This window comes from Bradyrhizobium sp. USDA 3364, from assembly GCF_054056355.1.
On the sequence record NZ_JBSRYG010000002.1, the window covers coordinates 7,943,066 to 7,960,930 of the forward strand.

Consider the following 17,865-nt stretch of genomic DNA (forward strand, 5'->3'; position numbering starts at 1 on the left):
TCGCCTCAGGATCGAGTCCGCTCGACCCAATTCGCGAATGCCTGCATGAAATCCTGCAGGAATTTGCGGGTACCATCGTTGACGAGCTTGCCTTGTTCGTCGAACAACTTGTCGGCATGTCCGATATAGGCTTCGGGCTGCTGCATGGTCGGCATGTTCAGAAACACCAGCGACTGCCTCAGATGATGATTGGCGCCGAAGGCCCCGACCGCGCTCGGCGACGCACTGACAATCGCACCGGGCTTGCGGTCCCAGACATTGCTGCCATACGGCCTGGATCCGACATCCAGCGCATTCTTGAGAGCGGGAGGCACCGATCGGTTATATTCGGGCGTGACGAACAAAACTGCATCGGCGGCCTTGACGCGCTGCCGGAACGCAGTCCATGACGCAGGTGTCGCTGCCGCCTCCAGATCCTGATTGAAAAACGGCAATTGCCCGATCTCGACGGTTTCGAGTCTCATGGAAGATGGCGCAAGCGACATCAGCGCATTCGCCAGCATCCCGTTGAGTGATGCCTTCCGCAGGCTTCCAACCAGCACGCACGCATTCATCGGTCTCTCCATGGTTATGCCGTCGCCGGAGATTTGACGGTCTTCGTGAAGTCGGGCTTGCGCTTTTCCAGGAAGGCCGAGAACGCCTCTTTTGCGTCTTCGGAGCGGACCTGTACGCTGAACTCTTCGTTCTCGGCTTTCATCGCCGCCTTGAGCTGCTCGCGAAATGGCTGCTTCATGAGCCTCTTGCTGGCCTGCAGCGCTGCCGCCGGCTTCGCTGCCAGCTTCTGGGCCGTCTCGGTCGCTTTCGCCAGGAGGTCATTGTCGGATACGACCTCGGTGACCAGACCCAACTCTGCGGCCCGCTTGGCATCAAACGGACCTCCCAGCAAAATCAGCTCCGCGGCGCGGAGATGACCGATCCGTACCGGCACCGAGCAACTCGATCCAAATTCCGGTACGATGGCGAGGTTGATGAAAGGCATCTGGAATTTCGCGCTCTCGCCGGCGTAGATGAAATCGCAGTGCGTCAGCATGGTGGTGCCACCGCCGATCGCCGCGCCCTGGACCGCTACGACCACCGGCTTGTCGAAGTTGACGAAGGCGGGCATGAGGCTGGCCTGGGGCGACTCGCCTGCCCCCGGAGGATTTTTGAGAAAGTCCTCGATATCGTTGCCTGCGCAGAAGGAGTCTCCCGCCCCATGCCAAAGCACGACACGCGTATTCTCGTCATGCGCCGCCTTGTTGAAGATGCCGGCGAGAGCAAGGTACATCGCCGACGTCATCGCATTCCGCTTGGTCGGGCGGTTGAACTGGATACGCAGGATGCTTCCGGCCTGTTCGGTAACGATATCATCCATGGTCGAACTCCCGGTCCGTTTAGTGAGTTGCACGACAAGTCCAAGCTTGGGGCGGCTCGCGACGCCCCGACAATGCTAGGCCGCATGTTCCTTTGGTTTTGGGATGGCACCGTTCGCACGCAAACCGTCGATTTCGGTTGGGCTGAATCCGAGTTGCCGCAGCACCTCGTCGTTGTGCTCGCCAATCTTCGGGGCGCGCTTCGCCGGCACCTTGGTGACGCCGTGCACCTGAAGCGGGCTGGAGATGGTGGACGTCAGCTTTCCGCCGGCGCCATTGAGCGGAACGATGATGTCGTTGGCCTGGAGCTGGGGATCCTTGATCACTTCCTGCGGTCCGCGCACGGCTCCGAACGTGACGTGGACGCCATTAAACACCTCGTACCAATGCGCCATCGGCTGGCCACAGAAGATCTCGTCGAGGATCGCCGTAAGCTCCGGCATATTCGCCATCAGCTTTGCCGGATCGGAAAAGCGCGGATCGGTCAAAAGATCAGGACGGCCGATGGCTTTTGCCACTGCTGCAACCTTGTCTGGAGTTATGATCAGGACGAACCAGGTATCGTCCTTGGCGCGATAGACGTTCATCGCCGCGTTGGCTGGGTGCATGCGATCATGCAACCCGAAGAACTTCGCCTCGCAAAGCGCGGCCTGGATCGAGACACTGGCGGACCAGACGCCTTCGGCGAGCAGCGAGGTCGTGACATGCGCTCCCTCGCCGGTGCGCTCGCGCCGGTAGAGCGCGGTGACGATCGCCGAATAGAGGCCGACCGCCGTGGCATTATCCCCGCTGCCCGCCACCGGCCAGGTCGGCGGCGCGCCGGCATCGCGCGTCATCGACAGCAGACCGCTGCGTGCCCAATAGGACGTGATGTCGAAGCCCGGCAGATCCGCATCGGGTCCCTTGTCGCCGAAGCCGGTGATGTCGGCATAGATCAGCCGCGGGTTCCACGGCAGCACGTCCTCGTAATTGAGCTTCAGCCGCGCGCGCGCCGGATGCGGCGTATTGACGATGAGAACATCGGCCCATTTGACCAGCTTCTCGAGAACCGCATGGGCACTTGGCGACTTCAGATCAAGCGCGATACCCCGCTTGTTGCGATTGGCGAGGTGCCAGGGGTAAGGATCGTCGGCGACCGGCTGCGGCGGCATGTTGTGCGCGTGCCGCCACAGCTCGCCGCTCGGCGGCTCGACCTTGATGACGTCGGCGCCGAAGTCCGACAGGATCACTGCGGCGCTGGGGCCGGCGATGAAGCTCGCCAGATCCACCACCTTCAGTCCGGAGAAAATGTTGTTGCTTGCCATGGCTGTTCTTTCCAATCGTGCTGTTGAGGGGTTACCGACCACGGAACTTCGGTGCACGCTTCTCGAGGAAGGCAGAGGTGCCTTCCTTTTTGTCTTCGGTTGCCGCGCAGATGCCGAAATAGGACGCTTCGAGCGCAAACCCTTCGGCCTGGCTGGTGTCCATTCCCTTGTTGGCCGCCTCCAGCGAGAACTTCACGGCAATCGGCGCATTCGCCATGATCTGCTTCAGGATCGTTTCGGCGCGATCGATCAGTCCGGCAGCAGGAACCACTTCGTTGACGAGGCCGATGCGATAGGCCTCCTGCGCGGAAATCGTCTCGCCGGTGAGGATCAACTGCAACGCGCGGCCCTTGCCCACTAGGCGCGGCAAACGCTGCGTTCCGCCGCCGCCGGGCAACAGGCCGAGCTTGACCTCGGGCTGGCCGAATTTGGCATGCTCGACTGCGATCCTGATCGTGCAAGCCATCGCCGTCTCGCAGCCGCCGCCAAGCGCAAAGCCATTGATCGCCGCGATCACCGGCTTGCCGAGACCTTCGATGAGGTCCAGCACCCCCTGCCCGAACCGGCTGGACTCCTCCGCGTCATAGGCGTCGACATTCGCAAGTTCACTGATGTCGGCGCCGGCGATGAAGGCCTTCTCGCCCGCGCCGGTGAGAATCACGCCGTGCACCGACGCGTCGGCCTTTGCGTCCTCGAATGCAGCCTTCAAATCGGTCCAGGTTGGCGTATTGAGCGCGTTGAGCACCTTGGGCCGGTTGACTGTCACATAAGCGATCGAACCGTTTTTCTCGTACAGGACATTCGCGAGCGCCAATGCCGCCCTGGGCAAGGAGCTGGGCACGGTCGCAGGCGAAGGGGTGAGCGGGGCAGCTTGCGAAGCCATAATCGTATCTCCGGGATTGCGAGGGCGGCCGGCGCCACAGCGCCGGCGCCGCTGGGATGTCAGATGAAGGCGCCGTGACCGGTGATGGCCTTGCCGACGATCAGATTCTGCATCTGATACGTGCCTTCGTAGGAGTAGAGGGCTTCGGCATCGGCGAAGAAGCGCGCGAGATTGTAGTCGGCGACGATGCCATTGCCGCCCAGGACTTCGCGCCCCCATGAGACGGTTTCACGCGATTTCGACGTGCAGAACGCCTTCGCCAACGCCGCGTGATGGTCGCCAAGCTTGCCTTCGTCGTCGAGCTGCGCCAGGCGGAGCATCAGGCACTGGCACGCAGTCAGATTGCCAAGCATCTTGGCGAGCAGATCCTGAATCAGCTGGAACGAAGCAATCGGCTTGCCGAATTGCAGCCGTTCCTGGGCGTATTTGACGGTTGCTTCGAATGCGCCCATCTGGATGCCGGTCGAAGCCCAGCCCACCATGTATCGCGTCATCCGCAGCACGCGTGCGGTATCGCGGAACGAATTGCCGCCCTGCAGCCGGTTCGCTTCCGGCACCCGTACATCCTTCAGGGTGATCTGGCCGTTCTGGACCACCTTGAGCGCGATCTTGTGCTCGATCTTCTCGACGCTGAAACCGGGCGTCGACTTGTTCTCGACGATAAATCCCTTCACCTGATTGTCGGCAAGATCGCGGGCCCAGATGATCGAGATGTCGCACCACGGCGCATTGCCGATCCAGCGCTTCTGTCCATTGAGAATCCAGCTGTCGCCCTCACGCTTCGCCGTTGTGGTGAGGCCGCCGCTGGTTCCCGAACCGACCAACGGCTCGGTGAGGCCGAAGCATCCGATCTTTTCCCAGCGTGCCATCGCCGGCAACCATTTCTGCTTCTGCTCCTCGGAGCCATCGAGATAGATCGAACCCATGGCGAGGCCGCTGTGGACGCCGAAGAAGGTGCAGAACGACGCGTCGGTGCGCGCCAGCTCCATGGCGACGAAGCCGAATAGCTTCTGGCTGCCGCCGGCACAGCCATAACCCTCAAAGCCAAGTCCGCCGAGGCCGAGCTCCTTGAACGTTGGCAGCAGTTCGAACGGAAACGCGTCGTCGGACCAATATTTGTTGATGATCGGCTGGACCTTGGTCTCCATATAGGTCCGCACCTTCTTGACGACCGCTTTCTCCTCTGGGGTGAGAAGGTCGACCAGCTGATAGAAATCGCCGTTGGGGACGGGCACCGGCTTCGGCGCGGCGGTCTTGGTTGCGGTTGCTGCGGTGGGCATGTGAGACTCCTTTGACTGCGGCTTGAACGCCGGAAAAAATTGTAGGACTGTCCGATCTGTGATCGACGGCGCCGGCCGCGCCCGGCCTCAGGCGACCGACTTCTTTGATTTCGCTTCGCTCGACCTGGCAACCTTGTTGCGCAGCTCGATCAATCCGAGCAGGACTTCGTCACGCTCCGCCTCCAGCTCCGCGATGGTGCGCGATCCCGCCTCGGCATGGACGCTGTCGATGAGTATCTTTTGCACTTCCGGCGTTAGCACCGGCGAGCCGAGGGTCTTCCACCAGGCCGTCATCGGGCCGGTGAACTGCTGGAAGAAGTGCTCGATGCCGCCCGGACCGCCACCGAGATGGTTGAGCATCAGGCCGCCCATAACGCCCCAGCGCAGGCCCGGGCCCCAGGACAGAGCAGTGTCGACGTCGGCGGCGCTCACGACGCCTTCGGCGACAAGGTAATAAATTTCGCGACTGAGGGCCGCCTGTAGCCGGTTGGCGACATGCCCCGGCATCTCCTTGTTGACGCGCACCGTCCGTTGCCCGATCGAGGTGTAGAATTCATCCGCGCGCTGGATCGTTGCCGCCGAGGTCTTGGCTCCGCCGACGATCTCGACCAGCGGGATCAAGTGGGGCGGATTGAAGGGATGACCGATGACGCAGCGCTCGGGATGGGTCGCGGCGCCCTTCTGGATTTCGCTCATGGTGAGCCCCGACGAGCTCGACGCGATGATCACCTCGGGCGGCAGTAGCTCGTCGAGTTGCCCATAGAGTTTCTGCTTGAAGTCGATCCGCTCGGGTCCGTTCTCCTGGACGAGGTCGACGCCGGCGAGCGCCTTCGCGAGGTCGGGTGTAAACGTCAGGTTGGATTGCGACGCTCCGGGCGAGAGGCCCAATCGGTTGAGCGCAGGCCAGGCGGTCTCGACAAACTTCCTCAACGCGGCCTCCGCGTTCGGCGCAGGGTCCGTCGCGATCACCTGCAATCCCTTGGCGAGATACAGCGAGCTCCAGCTCGCGCCGATCACGCCGGTGCCGATGATGGCGATGCGGCGAATGGGCTTGGTATCTGTCATGTCATGTCTCCGAAGCGGTGATCAGATTTCGGCGTAGGCGATGCCGGTGAGATTGCCCTGGGCGAAGAGGAAGTTTCGTTCCCCGGATCCGTCGAGCCGTGCGAAATACACCGAGCCGGCGAAATCGGTCACGAACATGCGGTCGTTCGGAACATCGAGCGCGATTCCGATCCCTTCCATGAGATGGGTCACCACGATCTCCGGCTCGGCAGGCTTGGTGTCGATCGAGGCGCGGTTTACCGTGTTGCCGCGCGGCGGGTCGCCGCGGTCGGTCCAGTAGAGAATGCGGTTCTTGACGTCGAGCTCGAGATCGATCGGCTCCGGCAGACCGTCGTAGAAGATCTCGATGTCGGACCTGGTCGCTGCGGTCTGGCCGGCGGGAATTTCGACATTGGCGCGGAACAGACGGCCGAGCCCGGCATTGTCAGGGCCCTTTTGCGTCCAGTAGATATGTCCGAGTTTCGGGTCGATCGTCAGCCCGACGCACCATCGGGTCTGATCCCGGCTATCGGCTTCGCCGCGACCGGCTTCGATCAGCGTCTCCAGCTGCGAGCCGTCGAGATTGCAGCGCATGACGCGCATACCCTCACGGTCGCACCAATAGAGCTTGCCAGCCTTCTTATCGAGAATGATCTGCTTCGGGGTGTGGGTCTTGCCCTGCGGGACGACGGTCTTGCGGTTCTTGCCGTCGACATCGGCGCGCTCGATCGACCCGTCATCCAGACTTGGGATGCCCATGTTGGTCCAGTAGATATGACCGGCCTCGGCATCGACGACGATACCATCCGGCAAATGGCAACCCGACACGATGGTCTTGCGGTCGGAACCGTCCGTATTCATGGAGTGAATGTGGCCGGCGTTCAGCTCCAGGACAAAGAGACGAGGCGCGACGGCGGTTTGACTGTGCTTCCTGACGGCTTCGGACATGTGACACCCGTACGGCGGTTTGACGCGGAATTGGTCAGCGCTTGACCGGGACAGTGCCGCGAAACCTTGCCGCAATATTGAATGAGACGATCATGGCTGGAATGGTTGTGCTTCTTCTTGCCGTCGCACGGCGCGATTCGTCTCCGCTGCGCACTTGCACGTTCGTACACGAAGCTAGTTTGATACCGGTCCGTGATCAGTTCACAGTGACTCAATTCGCGGAGGGTTTTGCGACTTCGGACATGCGGAACATGCGGATCCCCATCTCTCATTGCCGGGCGATGGCGCTGCGCACGAACTTTTCTTCGCGATCAAAGCTGTGAGCTATGGTGAACCGCACGAACATGCAAATCGGAGCGCGTCCGGACAAGCGGAAAAATGCACGCGCTGGCTAAGTCACGCTGCCGCCAGGTCAGACACAGTGTATGGAAGTCCGGCGAGGCCTGACAACCAAGACGCTCATGAACCAAATGGAAACAGGCATGGACACGCCGACCTCTGGCGAGGACATTCAAATTGCATCCAACACACCGCACGACGGCCAGGACAAGAGCGCGCACGCGGCGACGCATGCTCCTTCCATTATCGTAGGTATCGTTGCAGCGGTCGTTGTGGCGTTTTCCGTCTTCTATCTGTTGCGACCGGAGCCATTACTCGTACAGGGCGAGGCCGATGCAACGCGCCTCGATATAGCCGCCCGCGTCGACGGACGGGTCAAGGAAATTCCTGTCAACCGCGGCCAGAACGTTGCAGCGGGAGCGGTGCTCGTGCAGATCGATAATCCGGAAACGCTGGCCAAATACGAGCAGATGAAAGCGGCGATGGCTGTGGCCGAGGCACAGCTTGCCAACGTGCTAGTCGGAACGCGGGCGGAAGTCATCGCCGCGCGGAAGGCGGAGCTGGAGCGCGCGCAGGCGGCGCTGGTGCTGGCGCAGAAGACCTATGATCGAACCAGTACATTGACCGGACAGGGCAACGCGCCGCAAGCCCGTCTCGACCAGATGACGGATGCGCTGCACGAAAGCGAACGCGCGGTCGATCAGGCCCAGTCGGCCTACGACCAGGCAGTCAACGGCTATACGAAAGAAGAGCGGGCGATTGCCAGGACCAACGTCGAAAAGGCCAATGCCGATATCCAGAGTGTTCAATCGATCATCGATCAACTCCAAGTCTATGCTCCCGTTGCCTCGCAGGTTTATCAACGCAACGTGGAGCCGGGTGAATACGTATCGCCGGGCGTACCGCTCGTTACCTTGATCGACCTGGCCGACGTTTGGATTCATTTCGATCTTCGCGAAGATCTGGTGAAAGGCTTGAAGGTCGGCGACCGGTTTGACGTTCGTATTCCGGCTCTCGCCGACCGCTCCGTCACGGTCGAGGTCAAGCTGGTGGCGACCAAGGGTGAGTATGCGAGCTGGCGGGCCACGCGTGCTACGGGCGATTTCGACCTGCGGACGTTTTCGATCCGCGCCTACCCGGTCCAGCCGGTGCCGGAGCTGCGACCTGGAATGAGCGCCTATCTCGACTGGCGGTCTCGCCAATGAGGCCGGTGTCAAAACCCGGATTTTGGCGAGTCGCGCAACGCGAGTGCCGCTGGCTGTTTCGCGATCGCGTGGCGCTGCTTTTGATCTTCGGCGTGCCGCTGTTTGCGTTCGTGGTTCTCACGACCGTCTTCAGCCATCCGGTCATCCGCGGGCTCGGGGTGACGGTCGTCGACGAGGACAATTCGGATGCTTCGCGGGCCCTGGTCGAGTACGTCGCGGCCTCACCGAGCCTGAAGATCGTCGACCGCGCCGGCACACTGTCGGCGGCCGTGCAGGACATACGGTCGGGTAAGGCGATCTCGGCAATCCATATTCCGCCCGATTTCGAGAGCGACCTGAAGGCCGAACGCCGCCCGCAGGTCGTAGGCTTCTATAACCAGCAGTTCCTGACGGCAGCCGGCATTGCGTCCTCGGGGCTGAGCGATTCGCTTTCCGCCGCGGCGGCGGTGGCCGCTCCCGCCAGGCGCGCCTCACCCGCTCCGGCTTCGCTGGGAACGCTCTCTGCTGAGACCATCGCGCTGGTAAACCCGCAAAAGAACTATGCTCAGTTCCTGCTGCGTGCGTTGCTGCCGACCATCATCCATGTGGTGATCACCCTTGCCGCCGGCTATTCCGTCGGCTCCGAATTCCGCCGTCGCAACGCGCAGGAGTGGCTGGAAAGTGCCGGCGGCGATCCGGTCGCAGCGTTGGCCGGCAAGCTCGCGCCGCTATTCTGCATCTTCCTCGTGATCATGCTGGCCGTGCCGCTGTTCCTGGAGGGCGTGCTGCAAATCCGCTTCCGGGGGGACCTGCCTTTGATGATCGCCGCCGGCTCCCTCTTGATCATTGCCTATTTGTCGGTGGGCGCCTTGCTGCAGCTATTGGCCGGCGACCTGGCGACGGGGCTCGGACTCGCGGGCCTGTTTGCCTCCCCGGCATTCGGCTACGCCGGCGTCGGCTTTCCCACGGTCGGCATGAACGCCTTTGCGCAAGTCTGGAGCACGATCCTGCCGCTGCGCTGGTACATGGCCGTCTTGCTGGGACAGGCAGCGCGGGGATTGCCGGTCTCGGAAGCCGCCGTTCCCTTCGCGGCGCTCGCCGGCCTGACGCTGCTCTTTGCCGGCCTTGCCTTGCTGCGCATGGCGAGCCTCAAACGCAGGGGCTGGTTTGAGGCGGCGCGACCTGCCGAGCAGCCAGCGAGCGACCCTACGCGGCGCGGCATCGGCGGCGCCTTCATAGCGGAGTGGTTGCGCGTACTCCGAACCCGAAGTGCTTTCAGTGTGCTGCTTCTGGCTCCGCTGGTTTACGGCATCTATTATCCGCAACCCTATCTGAACCAGATCCTGCGCAAGCTTCCGATCGCGGTCGTCGACAATGATCTCAGCGATCTCAGCCGCCGGATTGTCGAGACGCTGGATGCGAGTGGCGCATTGAGCGTTGCGGTTCGCGCCCGCACCCTTGCCGACGCGCACGCCGCCATCGATCGTGGCAAGGCCTTTGCCGCCGTCGAAATTCCGGCAGGCACCGAGCGCGACGCGCTCAAGGGCATCACCGCTCGTATCCCGGTCTACGCCGACGCCACTTATCTCTTCATATTCAGATCGACTGCGAGCGGGATCGCCACGGCGATAGGAGCATTGACGTCAGAGCTCATTTCGCGGGGCGCGCGTTCGGACGGCAGCCTCGTCAAGGCGAAATTGGCGAGCGCGAGCCCGGCCGACGTTCTGCTGCAGCCGATATTCAACCCCGTCGGCGGCTATGCGAGCTATGTCGTTCCAGCTGCGTTTGTGCTGATCCTGCAACAAACGCTTCTGATCGGGGCGGCGATGCTGACCGGAACCGCCCTGGCCGGCGCCGGCGGAGCGTTTGCCGGCGTGCTTGGCCGCAGCGTCGCCCATCTGACCATCTACCTTCCAGCGCTCGCGCTTTATCTTATTGTGTTGCCGCGGATCTACGGCTTTTCGACGCTCGGACACGTTCCACAGATCTTCGCGCTGGCGACCGTCTTTTTGCTGGCGACGAGTTTTATGGGACAGGCCATCGGGGCCTGGTTCACACGGCCGGAAAACGCCACCCTGCTCCTGCTGGCCACCAGCCTGCCTCAGTTCTTCACCGCCGGCTTCGCATGGCCGCGCGAAGCAATCCCCGATGTCGCCCTTACGCTCGGTCGGATGTTCCCCGCCGATTCCGCGATCGACGGTCTCGTGCGTATCAACCAGCTCGGTGCCAGCATCTGGGAAGTCGGGCATGACTGGCTCTGGCTGTGGTGTCTGGCGCTGGGCTATTTCGCGCTCGCGGTGATCTCGGCACTTGCCGTCAAGAGGGGAGCGCAATATGCGCAAAGCTAGATACGCCCTTGTTGCCATCGCACTCGTGCTCATCGCAGGTGTTCTGATCACCTCCCTGCGTCGTTCCGGATCGGCGGCCCCTATCATTGGCGTCGTGCGGGCGACCGAAGTCAGGGTGGAGCCGGAGATGAACGGCCAACTGATGTCGATCGCAGTCGAGAGGGGCGCAAATGTGCACGCGGGCGACATCCTGGCGCGGCTCTCCGCGGTGGAACTGACGGCGCAGGCAGACCAGGCGCGTGCCGCTCTGGCCTCGGCAACCGCGAACCGCAACAACGTCTACGCTGGCGTCCGTCGCGAACAGATCGACTCGCTGAAGGCGGCAATCGCCAAGGCAGGATCCCGCCTCGACTACGTGCAGGCCCAGCTCACCAGAACCAGCACGCTGGCGCGTCAGAGCTTTGAGTCCCAACAGTCGCTGGACCAGGCCGAAAACGACGTTGCCAGCGCGCGTGCCGACGTGGCGGGAGCCCAGGCGAATTACGATGCGGCGGTCGCGGGACCTACCCGGGAGGAACGTGCGATCGCCGACGCGCAGGTGCTGGCTGCGGCCGCCGCGGTCACCGTGCTCGAGCGCCGGCTGGACAAGATGGTCTTGCGTGCTCCGGCTGCCGGCATCGTCACCGTCATCGCCGCAGAAGTCGGCGAAAACGTTCGCACGGGCCAACCGATCCTGATGATCGAAGCGGCAGGCAGGCAATGGCTCTCGTTCAATGTCCGCGAAGATCATCTCAACCGTCTCGCGATGGGAGAAACGGCGAGCGTGATACGAGATGGCACCGCCGGCGCGATCAAGGCCGGCATCACCGAACTGCGACCGATCGGAACGTTCGCCACCTGGCAGGCCGAGCGGGTTATTGGGGATCATGATCGCAACACGCTTCGCTTGCGCCTCGAACCGCAGGGAGAGCCCGCGGGCTTTGAGCCGGGCATGACTGTTTGGATTGAGCGTTAACGAAAGCACAGCAAAGAAATCCCCCCCGCCTCACCCGTCCAGAACTCCGTAACAGTGCGCGAACCTCCGAACTGGCTCGCGCCGGCTCAGCGACATACCCCCGATCTCAGGACTATTCGATCGTTCGCCGCACTGTCCAATTCTAGCTGCCGAGAGGATTGTAGTGACATGGCGGTTTGCAGTCATTTCATCTCGCCGGCGGCGAGCCGCGGCTCACCATCATCCTTGTGTGCGTCACGGCAGCGCCTTGCGCCTACGTCCTTGCCCGCCAGCAAGGGCGCGGCTGGCGCATCGTCACCCTCTATTTCATGGCGACGATCACCGTTCCGGTGCAGCTCTATCTCTACCCACTGTACTTCATCTTCGCGAAACTCGGCCTCGTCAATTCGATTCCGGCGGTAGCGCTGATCTACACGGCGATGTTCTCGCCATTCTCGATCTTCCTGCTGCGCACCTATGTCCTCTCGATCCCCTATGCGCTTGAGGAGGCCTCCGAGGTGGACGGCGCGACGGCATGGCAGAAATTCTACTATGTCGTCCTGCCGATGATGCGGCCGGGGCTTCTCACAGTGGCGATCATCGTCGGCCTCAACGCCTGGAATGAATTCGTCATCGCGGTTACGTTCCTACAGAACAACGACAATGTCACGGCCATCGTGAAATTATACAGCTTGGCCGGGCAGTATTCGACGGATTGGGGTGAGATGCTGGCGGCGGCAGTGATTATCGTGCTGCCGGTCGTGCTGATATTTTTCCTGCTGCAACGCCGCTTCATCGACGGCATGACGGCCGGGGCAGTCAAGGCATAAGCCCTTCTTGCCTCAACCCATGTTCCAGCCCCCTTCGCGACTCAGTGTCCGATATTCACTGAGCCGCTGCGACTGCGGCCGAGGCGTTCCGTGAAAGCTCGATCAGTCGATCGACCGACTGCATTGCAAAGCCGAGAAATGATCGATCCAGCCTCTCCTGCGACAGCTTCTCCGCGACGTTCCCGATAACGACCTGCGCTCCGCCAACGAGGCAGGCAGGGATTGAAAGCAGCGTCTCGTTGACCTGCGCGTGGGCCCGAACACCACCGGTGAAGGCTGGAGACACCGATATCACCAGGACCGGCTTGTCGATCAGGACGGACTTCCGATATGGGCGGGACGCCCAGTCCAGCGCATTTTTCAGCACTCCCGGCATGCCGTGATTGTATTCCGGCGTGACGATGATCAAGCCGGCGCTGTGCGCCACCACATTCCGAAACTGTCGCACCTCGATCGGAGCATGATTTCCATCCTCATCCTCATTGTAGAGGGGAAGCTCCGGACTCAATATTTCCAGGCTCGTAGTGCTTGGAAGGATATCGCGCAGACTGGCCAAGGTTGCGCGCGAATAAGACCTCTTGCGAAGGCTACCAGGTAACCCGACAAGACGGGTTGAGGCTGCTGACGTCATACTATCTCCATCGCACTGCACTTATCGGCCACGTCAGCGATCGTCGTTGCAGGATTCGTCGATTGTGACCACTACCTGGAGAGGTAGGCCACAGGTCGGCAGCCTCCTTTCCAATTTGCCCGAATTCCAGGAGCTTGCAGATCGCAGCTGGAAAGTTGCCTTGCGACGGCGATGAAGTGCGATCGAGGACTCTGTTCGCCGGATCTGAGGTCGGACCGGCCCGATCGCAGTCAGTGCGCTTGGCGCAGCGGAAACATGCCCCAGTGAGAGCAGCTGATCCACTGGTCGTGGTCGGTCGCGAATGCAGTTGCCGGTGTGGTCGAGGTCATGATCGTCTCCTTATGTTGTGCGAACGATCTGGAAGTAGGCAGCGGCCGACCCGTCACCACTAAAACTCTATTTAGACGCGCTTGTCTGATTGGCCGATTATCGCGAGAACGGAATCACGTTGTTGTGCGACGATACGATTTCCGGGCTCGGATCCGGACCGGCTTGAGCCAGACCATCATGGCGCAGCGAGAGCTCGGAAGCCGGAGATGTGGCCGTCCGTTCGAGCAGCGCGTGCAGCTTCGGATGAAGCCCGTCGCCGCGCGAGGCCGCGAAAGCGCTGAATTGGTGAAAAGAGCACATTGTCGGACTCCTGGGTTGCCCGTGACAAGGCGTGGGACTGCTGTGCGAGTACGCGAGAACGCACCGCGCAAAACGGTCGTGCGGATCGCGTGAAACGTCACCGACAATGAGGAGGTAGTGCCTCGCGCGTGGACATCGACTAAATACGAGTTCATTCACTGGCGCGGCGCGCAAAAGCCGACACCTGCTTCGCGCTGAAGCGACGAAGCGGAGTCGCCGGCTCGCAAGACCATATCGGGCGTGCCTGTCTGCGGACCTCGTTCGCGACAGCCCTCAAGATCTCCGCCGGCTCACCGATTGCGAGCTTGATCGTGGCAATCTTTGGTCCGATCACAGACGTGGTCCGACCGCGAAGGCGATCGATTTTGCAGATTAATCGATTCTGTCGATGATAACGGTTAAACTAATCTGTTAGATAAGTTTGAATCCGCGCACCACAATTGGCGTACACCCGGAGAGACGCCAATGACCTCAGCGATCCATTCCCGTCAACCTTCAATCAAACCCGTCATATGCAACGCCATCCTATCTCGCGTGGAATCCGCGCGGCCGATCATCCCTGGCGTCGCGCTGGCGGGAGCCGTCGCGCTCGCCGCAGACCTGCTTCACAGCATTCCCGGTGGCGCCACGTTCAGCCCGATGATTCTTGCGATCACGATCGGGATCGCGGTGCGCAATCTTGTCGGCACGCCATCCTTCGCCGGCCCGGGAATCGCGTTCAGCATGCGCCGTCTGCTCCGATCAGCGATCGTTCTCCTCGGTCTTCAGATCACACTGACACAGCTTGCGGCCGTGGGCGCAACGGGGCTCTTCATAGTGACCGCCACGCTCGTTGCGACATTCGCGTTCACTCTCGCAGCCGGTCGAGCGCTGGGCGTCGATCGGAAGCTGACCGAATTGATCGCCGCGGGCACCTCGATCTGCGGTGCTTCGGCAGTTGTAGCGACCAACAGCGTCACCGAGGCATCCGACGAGGATGTCGCCTATGCGATTGCCTGCGTCACAATCTTTGGTTCGATCGCAATGTTCGTCTATCCCGTGCTGCCGCATCTTCTGCATCTCGACGGCGCGGCCTACGGGCTCTGGAGCGGGGCATCCATCCATGAGATTGCGCAGGTGGCCGCCGCTTCCTTTCAGAACGGCCAGCGCGCCGGCGAAATCGCGACGGTCGCCAAGCTTGCCCGTGTCATGTTGCTTGCGCCCGTGGTCCTGGCCCTGAGCGTCGCGCCCCGGACGGGAGCCAGGCGCGGATCCGGAAGGCCGCCCCTCCCCTGGTTCGCTATCGGCTTTGTCGCGGTGGCCGCCATCAACAGCGTCGTGACCATCCCGGCAGACGCTAGAAGCGCAACCGTCACTTTGTCGACGTTCCTGCTCACGATCGCACTCGCCGCCATGGGCCTCGAGACCGACGTCTCAAGACTCTACGCGAAGGGTTTGCGGCCAGCTATATTGGGCGGGTTCGCCTTCCTCTTCGTCGCAGCTTTCAGCCTGACGCTCATCAAACTCATGGGGTGACCATGACGCTCGAACAGCTCCGGATCTTTGCCGCGGTCGCCGACAAGCAGCACGTCACGCAAGCCGCGCGCGAACTGAATCTGACACAATCGGCCACGAGCGCGGCAATCGCCGCGCTCGAAGGGCGTTACGGCGTCAAGCTGTTCGATCGGGTGGGCCGCGGCATCGTTCTCACGCATATGGGCCGCCGCTTTCTCAGCGAAGCGCGTGCTGTGCTGGCGCGTGCCCATGCAGCCGAGCAGGTGCTGCGGGATTTTGCCGGGCTCACGGCCGGAAAGCTTGTGATTGCTGCCAGCCAGACCGTCGGCAGCTACTGGCTGCCCGCGAGACTGCTGGCATTTCAGGCGACCTATCCCGCCATCGAAATCGCGGTCAGGATCGCCAACACCGAACAGGTCGCGACCGACGTTCGCGAAGGTATGGCGGATGTCGGCTTCATCGAGGGCGAGATCGACGATCCTGCACTGTCCGCCCGCCGCGTCGACACCGATACGCTGGTCGCTGTGGTCGGCGCACAACACCCATTTGCGACCCAGAAGTCGCTTCCTCCCGACTGGATGATCAGGACACCATGGATCCTTCGCGAGCCGGGCTCCGGAACGCGCGCCATGTTCGAGCGGGCCTTGAAGAAGCGCGGGGTGCGCCTCTCCAACTTGACGGTGCAGCTCGAGCTGGCCTCCAACGAGGCAATTCGAACCGCGATCGAGACCGGCCGCTGTGCCGCGGCCATCTCCGATCTGGTGGTTGAGAAGGCGGTCGTGGCAAAGCGGCTGTTCCAGCTGGAAGGCGAACTGGCGACGCGCTCGTTCTACGCTTTACGCCACAAGGAGCGGCATGTGAGCAAGGCCGAGGCCGCGCTGATGTCCAGCATCGTTGCGGGCGCTGCCGCGTAGGACGACCTGCGACCGCGGGTGACACTTCTGCGATCATTGAACTGATGCCTCGCCGGCAATGCCGGGAGCGTCGTCGGCGCGCGAGCGTCCTTGCGCATTCGATCGTGTCCGGCGATCAGAACGATCTCATGATCTCGTTGGATTGCTGCCGCACTGCGGCCTACGTCCTTGATAAGCGACAGGCACATCGAACACCGCCTGCCGGAAACATCGAGATGGAGATTCACAATGATCGGTTCGTACCGCGCTTTCCTCGCGATTGCCGCGCTGGCCACCACAGCTTCGGTACTCGGTGCGCCGCCCGCGCAGGCCCACAACGAGATGCATTTTTCGAGAAAAGGGAGTATCATTCACTCGCAAGAGCGGTTGCGCCTTAGCAACCGGCATCTGCAGTGCAGCCATCAGGCGCCGCCGCAGCGGCAGGTCGCAGATCCGTTCGCGGACATGATCCTCGGATGAGCGATGCATGAAAGAGCATGCGTCACCTCGACAGGAGCTCTCGATGCAGCAACATCGCAACCAAGTACGCTCCCAATCTCTGACTCGCCGTGCCGTGCTTCGCACCATTGGAGTGGCGGGCATGGCGCTGGCATCCTCGTCGGCCTGGGCAGATCAATCGGTGGAGCTGCCGATTGCCGGTGGTCCGCGACAGCGGCCGGTGACGCACGACTTCCCGCAGAAGGGACCCATGATCCTGCAGCGCACCCGGCCACCGCTGCTGGAAACTCCGATGGAAGTGTTCGATCGCGGTGTATTCACGCCGAACGGCCAGTTTTACGTGCGCTGGCACTGGGCCGTGATCCCGACATCGGTGGATGCGGCGGCCTTCAGGCTTTCCGTAGGCGGTCACGTCAATCAAGCGCTGTCGTTGTCGATCGGCGATCTGCTCAAGCTGCCTCGCGTGGAGCTCGCCGCCGTCAATCAGTGCTCGGGCAATTCCCGAGGTTTCTTTTCACCTCGTGTCCCCGGTGCGCAGTGGGCGCATGGCGCGATGGGCAATGCGCGATGGACGGGAGTGCTGCTCAAGGATGTGCTCGACCGCGCGGGCGTCAAGCCAGGCGCGATCCAGGTCCGCTTCAACGGACTGGACGAGCCCGTGGTGCCCGAAGCGCCCGATTTCCGAAAGTCGCTCGACATCGATCACGCCCGCGACGGCGAAGTCATGATCGCCTTCGCGATGAACGGCGAGCAGCTGCCGTTGCTGAACGGCTTTCCGCTACGCCTGATCGTGCCCGGGTGGTACTCGACCTATTGGGTCAAGATGCTCAGCGACATCGAAGTCCTTGATCGCGCGGACGACAATTACTGGATGGCGACCGCCTATACCATTCCGGATACGCCGCACGCCAACGTTGCGCCGGGCCAGACCGGGGTAAAGCTGGTTCCGATCAGCCGCATGGTGCCGCGGTCCTTCTTCACGAATGTTGCGGAAAATGCGTCGCTTCCAGCCGCCGCCAGCGCAACAATCCGCGGGATTGCCTTCGGGGGCGATACGGGCGTCGCCAAGGTCGAGCTTTCGATGGATGACGGCCGGACCTGGCAACTCGCGACACTTGGCGATGACTTCGGAAAGTACAGCTTCCGCCGCTGGCAGATGAGCGTCCCCCAGTTGGAGAAGGGCTATCATTCGCTCATGGTCCGTTGCACGAATCTGAGCGGCGAAGTGCAGCCCGAAACGCCCAACTGGAACAGCAGCGGTTTCATGCTCAACGCCGTCGAGACGGCCCATATCACCGCCATTTAGGAGCAA

16 protein-coding genes are annotated in these 17,865 nt (G+C 62.1%); 8 read left to right on the forward strand and 8 right to left on the reverse strand.

Features of this window, described 5'->3' with window-relative positions; all coding sequences use genetic code 11:
* Window positions 1-5 precede the first annotated feature (5 nt).
* From ACVILL_RS37530 to ACVILL_RS37560, 7 genes are all read right to left on the reverse strand, one after another.
* Window positions 6-566: an NADPH-dependent FMN reductase gene (locus ACVILL_RS37530; RefSeq protein ID WP_456733628.1), complete on the reverse strand. Its 561-nt coding sequence runs from the start codon at window positions 564-566 to the stop codon at window positions 6-8.
* Window positions 567-568: 2 nt separating this feature from the next.
* Window positions 569-1,354: an enoyl-CoA hydratase gene (locus tag ACVILL_RS37535; RefSeq protein ID WP_456733629.1), complete on the reverse strand. Its 786-nt coding sequence runs from the start codon at window positions 1,352-1,354 to the stop codon at window positions 569-571.
* 75 nt (window positions 1,355-1,429) lie between these two features.
* Window positions 1,430-2,656, reverse strand: a complete 1,227-nt coding sequence (locus ACVILL_RS37540) for a CaiB/BaiF CoA transferase family protein (RefSeq protein WP_456733630.1) — start codon at window positions 2,654-2,656, stop codon at window positions 1,430-1,432.
* Between the two features lie 31 nt (window positions 2,657-2,687).
* Window positions 2,688-3,422 carry an enoyl-CoA hydratase-related protein gene (locus tag ACVILL_RS37545; protein ID WP_456733631.1) on the reverse strand — a complete coding sequence of 245 codons (735 nt, stop codon included), beginning with the start codon at window positions 3,420-3,422 and terminating at the stop codon, window positions 2,688-2,690.
* Window positions 3,423-3,598: 176 nt separating this feature from the next.
* Entirely contained in the window at window positions 3,599-4,819 is a 1,221-nt protein-coding gene (locus tag ACVILL_RS37550) for an acyl-CoA dehydrogenase family protein (RefSeq protein WP_456733632.1), read from the reverse strand.
* 87 nt (window positions 4,820-4,906) lie between these two features.
* Window positions 4,907-5,884 (reverse strand): 3-hydroxyacyl-CoA dehydrogenase NAD-binding domain-containing protein, encoded by a 978-nt coding sequence (locus tag ACVILL_RS37555; RefSeq protein WP_456733633.1) that lies wholly within the window; start codon window positions 5,882-5,884, stop codon window positions 4,907-4,909.
* A gap of 21 nt (window positions 5,885-5,905) precedes the next feature.
* On the reverse strand, window positions 5,906-6,811 hold the full coding sequence (locus ACVILL_RS37560; RefSeq protein WP_456733634.1) for a 3-hydroxyacyl-CoA dehydrogenase: 906 nt from the start codon (window positions 6,809-6,811) through the stop codon (window positions 5,906-5,908).
* A 482-nt stretch (window positions 6,812-7,293) separates the two neighbouring features.
* Here ACVILL_RS37560 and ACVILL_RS37565 point away from each other — a divergent pair, with 482 nt between their 5' ends.
* From ACVILL_RS37565 to ACVILL_RS37580, 4 genes are all read left to right on the forward strand, one after another.
* Window positions 7,294-8,355: an HlyD family secretion protein gene (locus ACVILL_RS37565; RefSeq protein WP_456733635.1), complete on the forward strand. Its 1,062-nt coding sequence runs from the start codon at window positions 7,294-7,296 to the stop codon at window positions 8,353-8,355.
* A 68-nt stretch (window positions 8,356-8,423) separates the two neighbouring features.
* Window positions 8,424-10,682, forward strand: a complete 2,259-nt coding sequence (locus tag ACVILL_RS37570; protein WP_456733636.1) for an ABC transporter permease — start codon at window positions 8,424-8,426, stop codon at window positions 10,680-10,682.
* Window positions 10,669-11,637 carry an HlyD family secretion protein gene (locus ACVILL_RS37575; RefSeq protein WP_456733637.1) on the forward strand — a complete coding sequence of 323 codons (969 nt, stop codon included), beginning with the start codon at window positions 10,669-10,671 and terminating at the stop codon, window positions 11,635-11,637. The genes ACVILL_RS37570 and ACVILL_RS37575 overlap by 14 nt, the downstream gene beginning before the upstream one ends.
* A gap of 176 nt (window positions 11,638-11,813) precedes the next feature.
* A complete protein-coding gene (locus tag ACVILL_RS37580) occupies window positions 11,814-12,446 on the forward strand; it encodes a carbohydrate ABC transporter permease (RefSeq protein WP_456733638.1) in 633 nt (210 codons plus the stop codon).
* A 55-nt stretch (window positions 12,447-12,501) separates the two neighbouring features.
* Here the strand turns inward: ACVILL_RS37580 and ACVILL_RS37585 are convergent, their stop codons facing one another.
* Window positions 12,502-13,077, reverse strand: a complete 576-nt coding sequence (locus tag ACVILL_RS37585; protein WP_456733639.1) for an NADPH-dependent FMN reductase — start codon at window positions 13,075-13,077, stop codon at window positions 12,502-12,504.
* Window positions 13,078-14,172: 1,095 nt separating this feature from the next.
* On the opposite strand from ACVILL_RS37585, the gene ACVILL_RS37590 reads away from it, so the two are divergent.
* The 4 genes from ACVILL_RS37590 (at window position 14,173) to ACVILL_RS37605 (ending at window position 17,859) form a co-directional block, all read left to right on the forward strand.
* Window positions 14,173-15,222 (forward strand): YeiH family protein, encoded by a 1,050-nt coding sequence (locus tag ACVILL_RS37590; RefSeq protein ID WP_456733640.1) that lies wholly within the window; start codon window positions 14,173-14,175, stop codon window positions 15,220-15,222.
* 2 nt (window positions 15,223-15,224) lie between these two features.
* Window positions 15,225-16,115 (forward strand): LysR substrate-binding domain-containing protein, encoded by an 891-nt coding sequence (locus ACVILL_RS37595; protein ID WP_456733641.1) that lies wholly within the window; start codon window positions 15,225-15,227, stop codon window positions 16,113-16,115.
* Between the two features lie 228 nt (window positions 16,116-16,343).
* The gene (locus ACVILL_RS37600; RefSeq protein ID WP_456733642.1) at window positions 16,344-16,574 is read left to right on the forward strand and encodes a hypothetical protein; all 231 of its coding nucleotides are present in this window, start codon (window positions 16,344-16,346) and stop codon (window positions 16,572-16,574) included.
* Between the two features lie 121 nt (window positions 16,575-16,695).
* The gene (locus tag ACVILL_RS37605) at window positions 16,696-17,859 is read left to right on the forward strand and encodes a molybdopterin-dependent oxidoreductase (RefSeq protein WP_456733643.1); all 1,164 of its coding nucleotides are present in this window, start codon (window positions 16,696-16,698) and stop codon (window positions 17,857-17,859) included.
* Window positions 17,860-17,865 lie beyond the last annotated feature (6 nt).

What these genes read in the sequence shown, in the direction of transcription:
- ACVILL_RS37530 (WP_456733628.1), bottom strand. Translation starts at nt 566, where the DNA reads ATGGAGAGACCGATGAATGCGTGCGTGCTGGTTGGAAGCCTGCGGAAG.
- ACVILL_RS37535 (WP_456733629.1), bottom strand. Translation starts at nt 1,354, where the DNA reads ATGGATGATATCGTTACCGAACAGGCCGGAAGCATCCTGCGTATCCAG.
- ACVILL_RS37540 (WP_456733630.1), bottom strand. Translation starts at nt 2,656, where the DNA reads ATGGCAAGCAACAACATTTTCTCCGGACTGAAGGTGGTGGATCTGGCG.
- ACVILL_RS37550 (WP_456733632.1), bottom strand. Translation starts at nt 4,819, where the DNA reads ATGCCCACCGCAGCAACCGCAACCAAGACCGCCGCGCCGAAGCCGGTG.
- ACVILL_RS37555 (WP_456733633.1), bottom strand. Translation starts at nt 5,884, where the DNA reads ATGACAGATACCAAGCCCATTCGCCGCATCGCCATCATCGGCACCGGC.
- ACVILL_RS37560 (WP_456733634.1), bottom strand. Translation starts at nt 6,811, where the DNA reads ATGTCCGAAGCCGTCAGGAAGCACAGTCAAACCGCCGTCGCGCCTCGT.
- ACVILL_RS37565 (WP_456733635.1), top strand. Translation starts at nt 7,294, where the DNA reads ATGGACACGCCGACCTCTGGCGAGGACATTCAAATTGCATCCAACACA.
- ACVILL_RS37575 (WP_456733637.1), top strand. Translation starts at nt 10,669, where the DNA reads ATGCGCAAAGCTAGATACGCCCTTGTTGCCATCGCACTCGTGCTCATC.
- ACVILL_RS37585 (WP_456733639.1), bottom strand. Translation starts at nt 13,077, where the DNA reads ATGACGTCAGCAGCCTCAACCCGTCTTGTCGGGTTACCTGGTAGCCTT.
- ACVILL_RS37590 (WP_456733640.1), top strand. Translation starts at nt 14,173, where the DNA reads ATGACCTCAGCGATCCATTCCCGTCAACCTTCAATCAAACCCGTCATA.
- ACVILL_RS37595 (WP_456733641.1), top strand. Translation starts at nt 15,225, where the DNA reads ATGACGCTCGAACAGCTCCGGATCTTTGCCGCGGTCGCCGACAAGCAG.
- ACVILL_RS37600 (WP_456733642.1), top strand. Translation starts at nt 16,344, where the DNA reads ATGATCGGTTCGTACCGCGCTTTCCTCGCGATTGCCGCGCTGGCCACC.
- ACVILL_RS37605 (WP_456733643.1), top strand. Translation starts at nt 16,696, where the DNA reads ATGGCGCTGGCATCCTCGTCGGCCTGGGCAGATCAATCGGTGGAGCTG.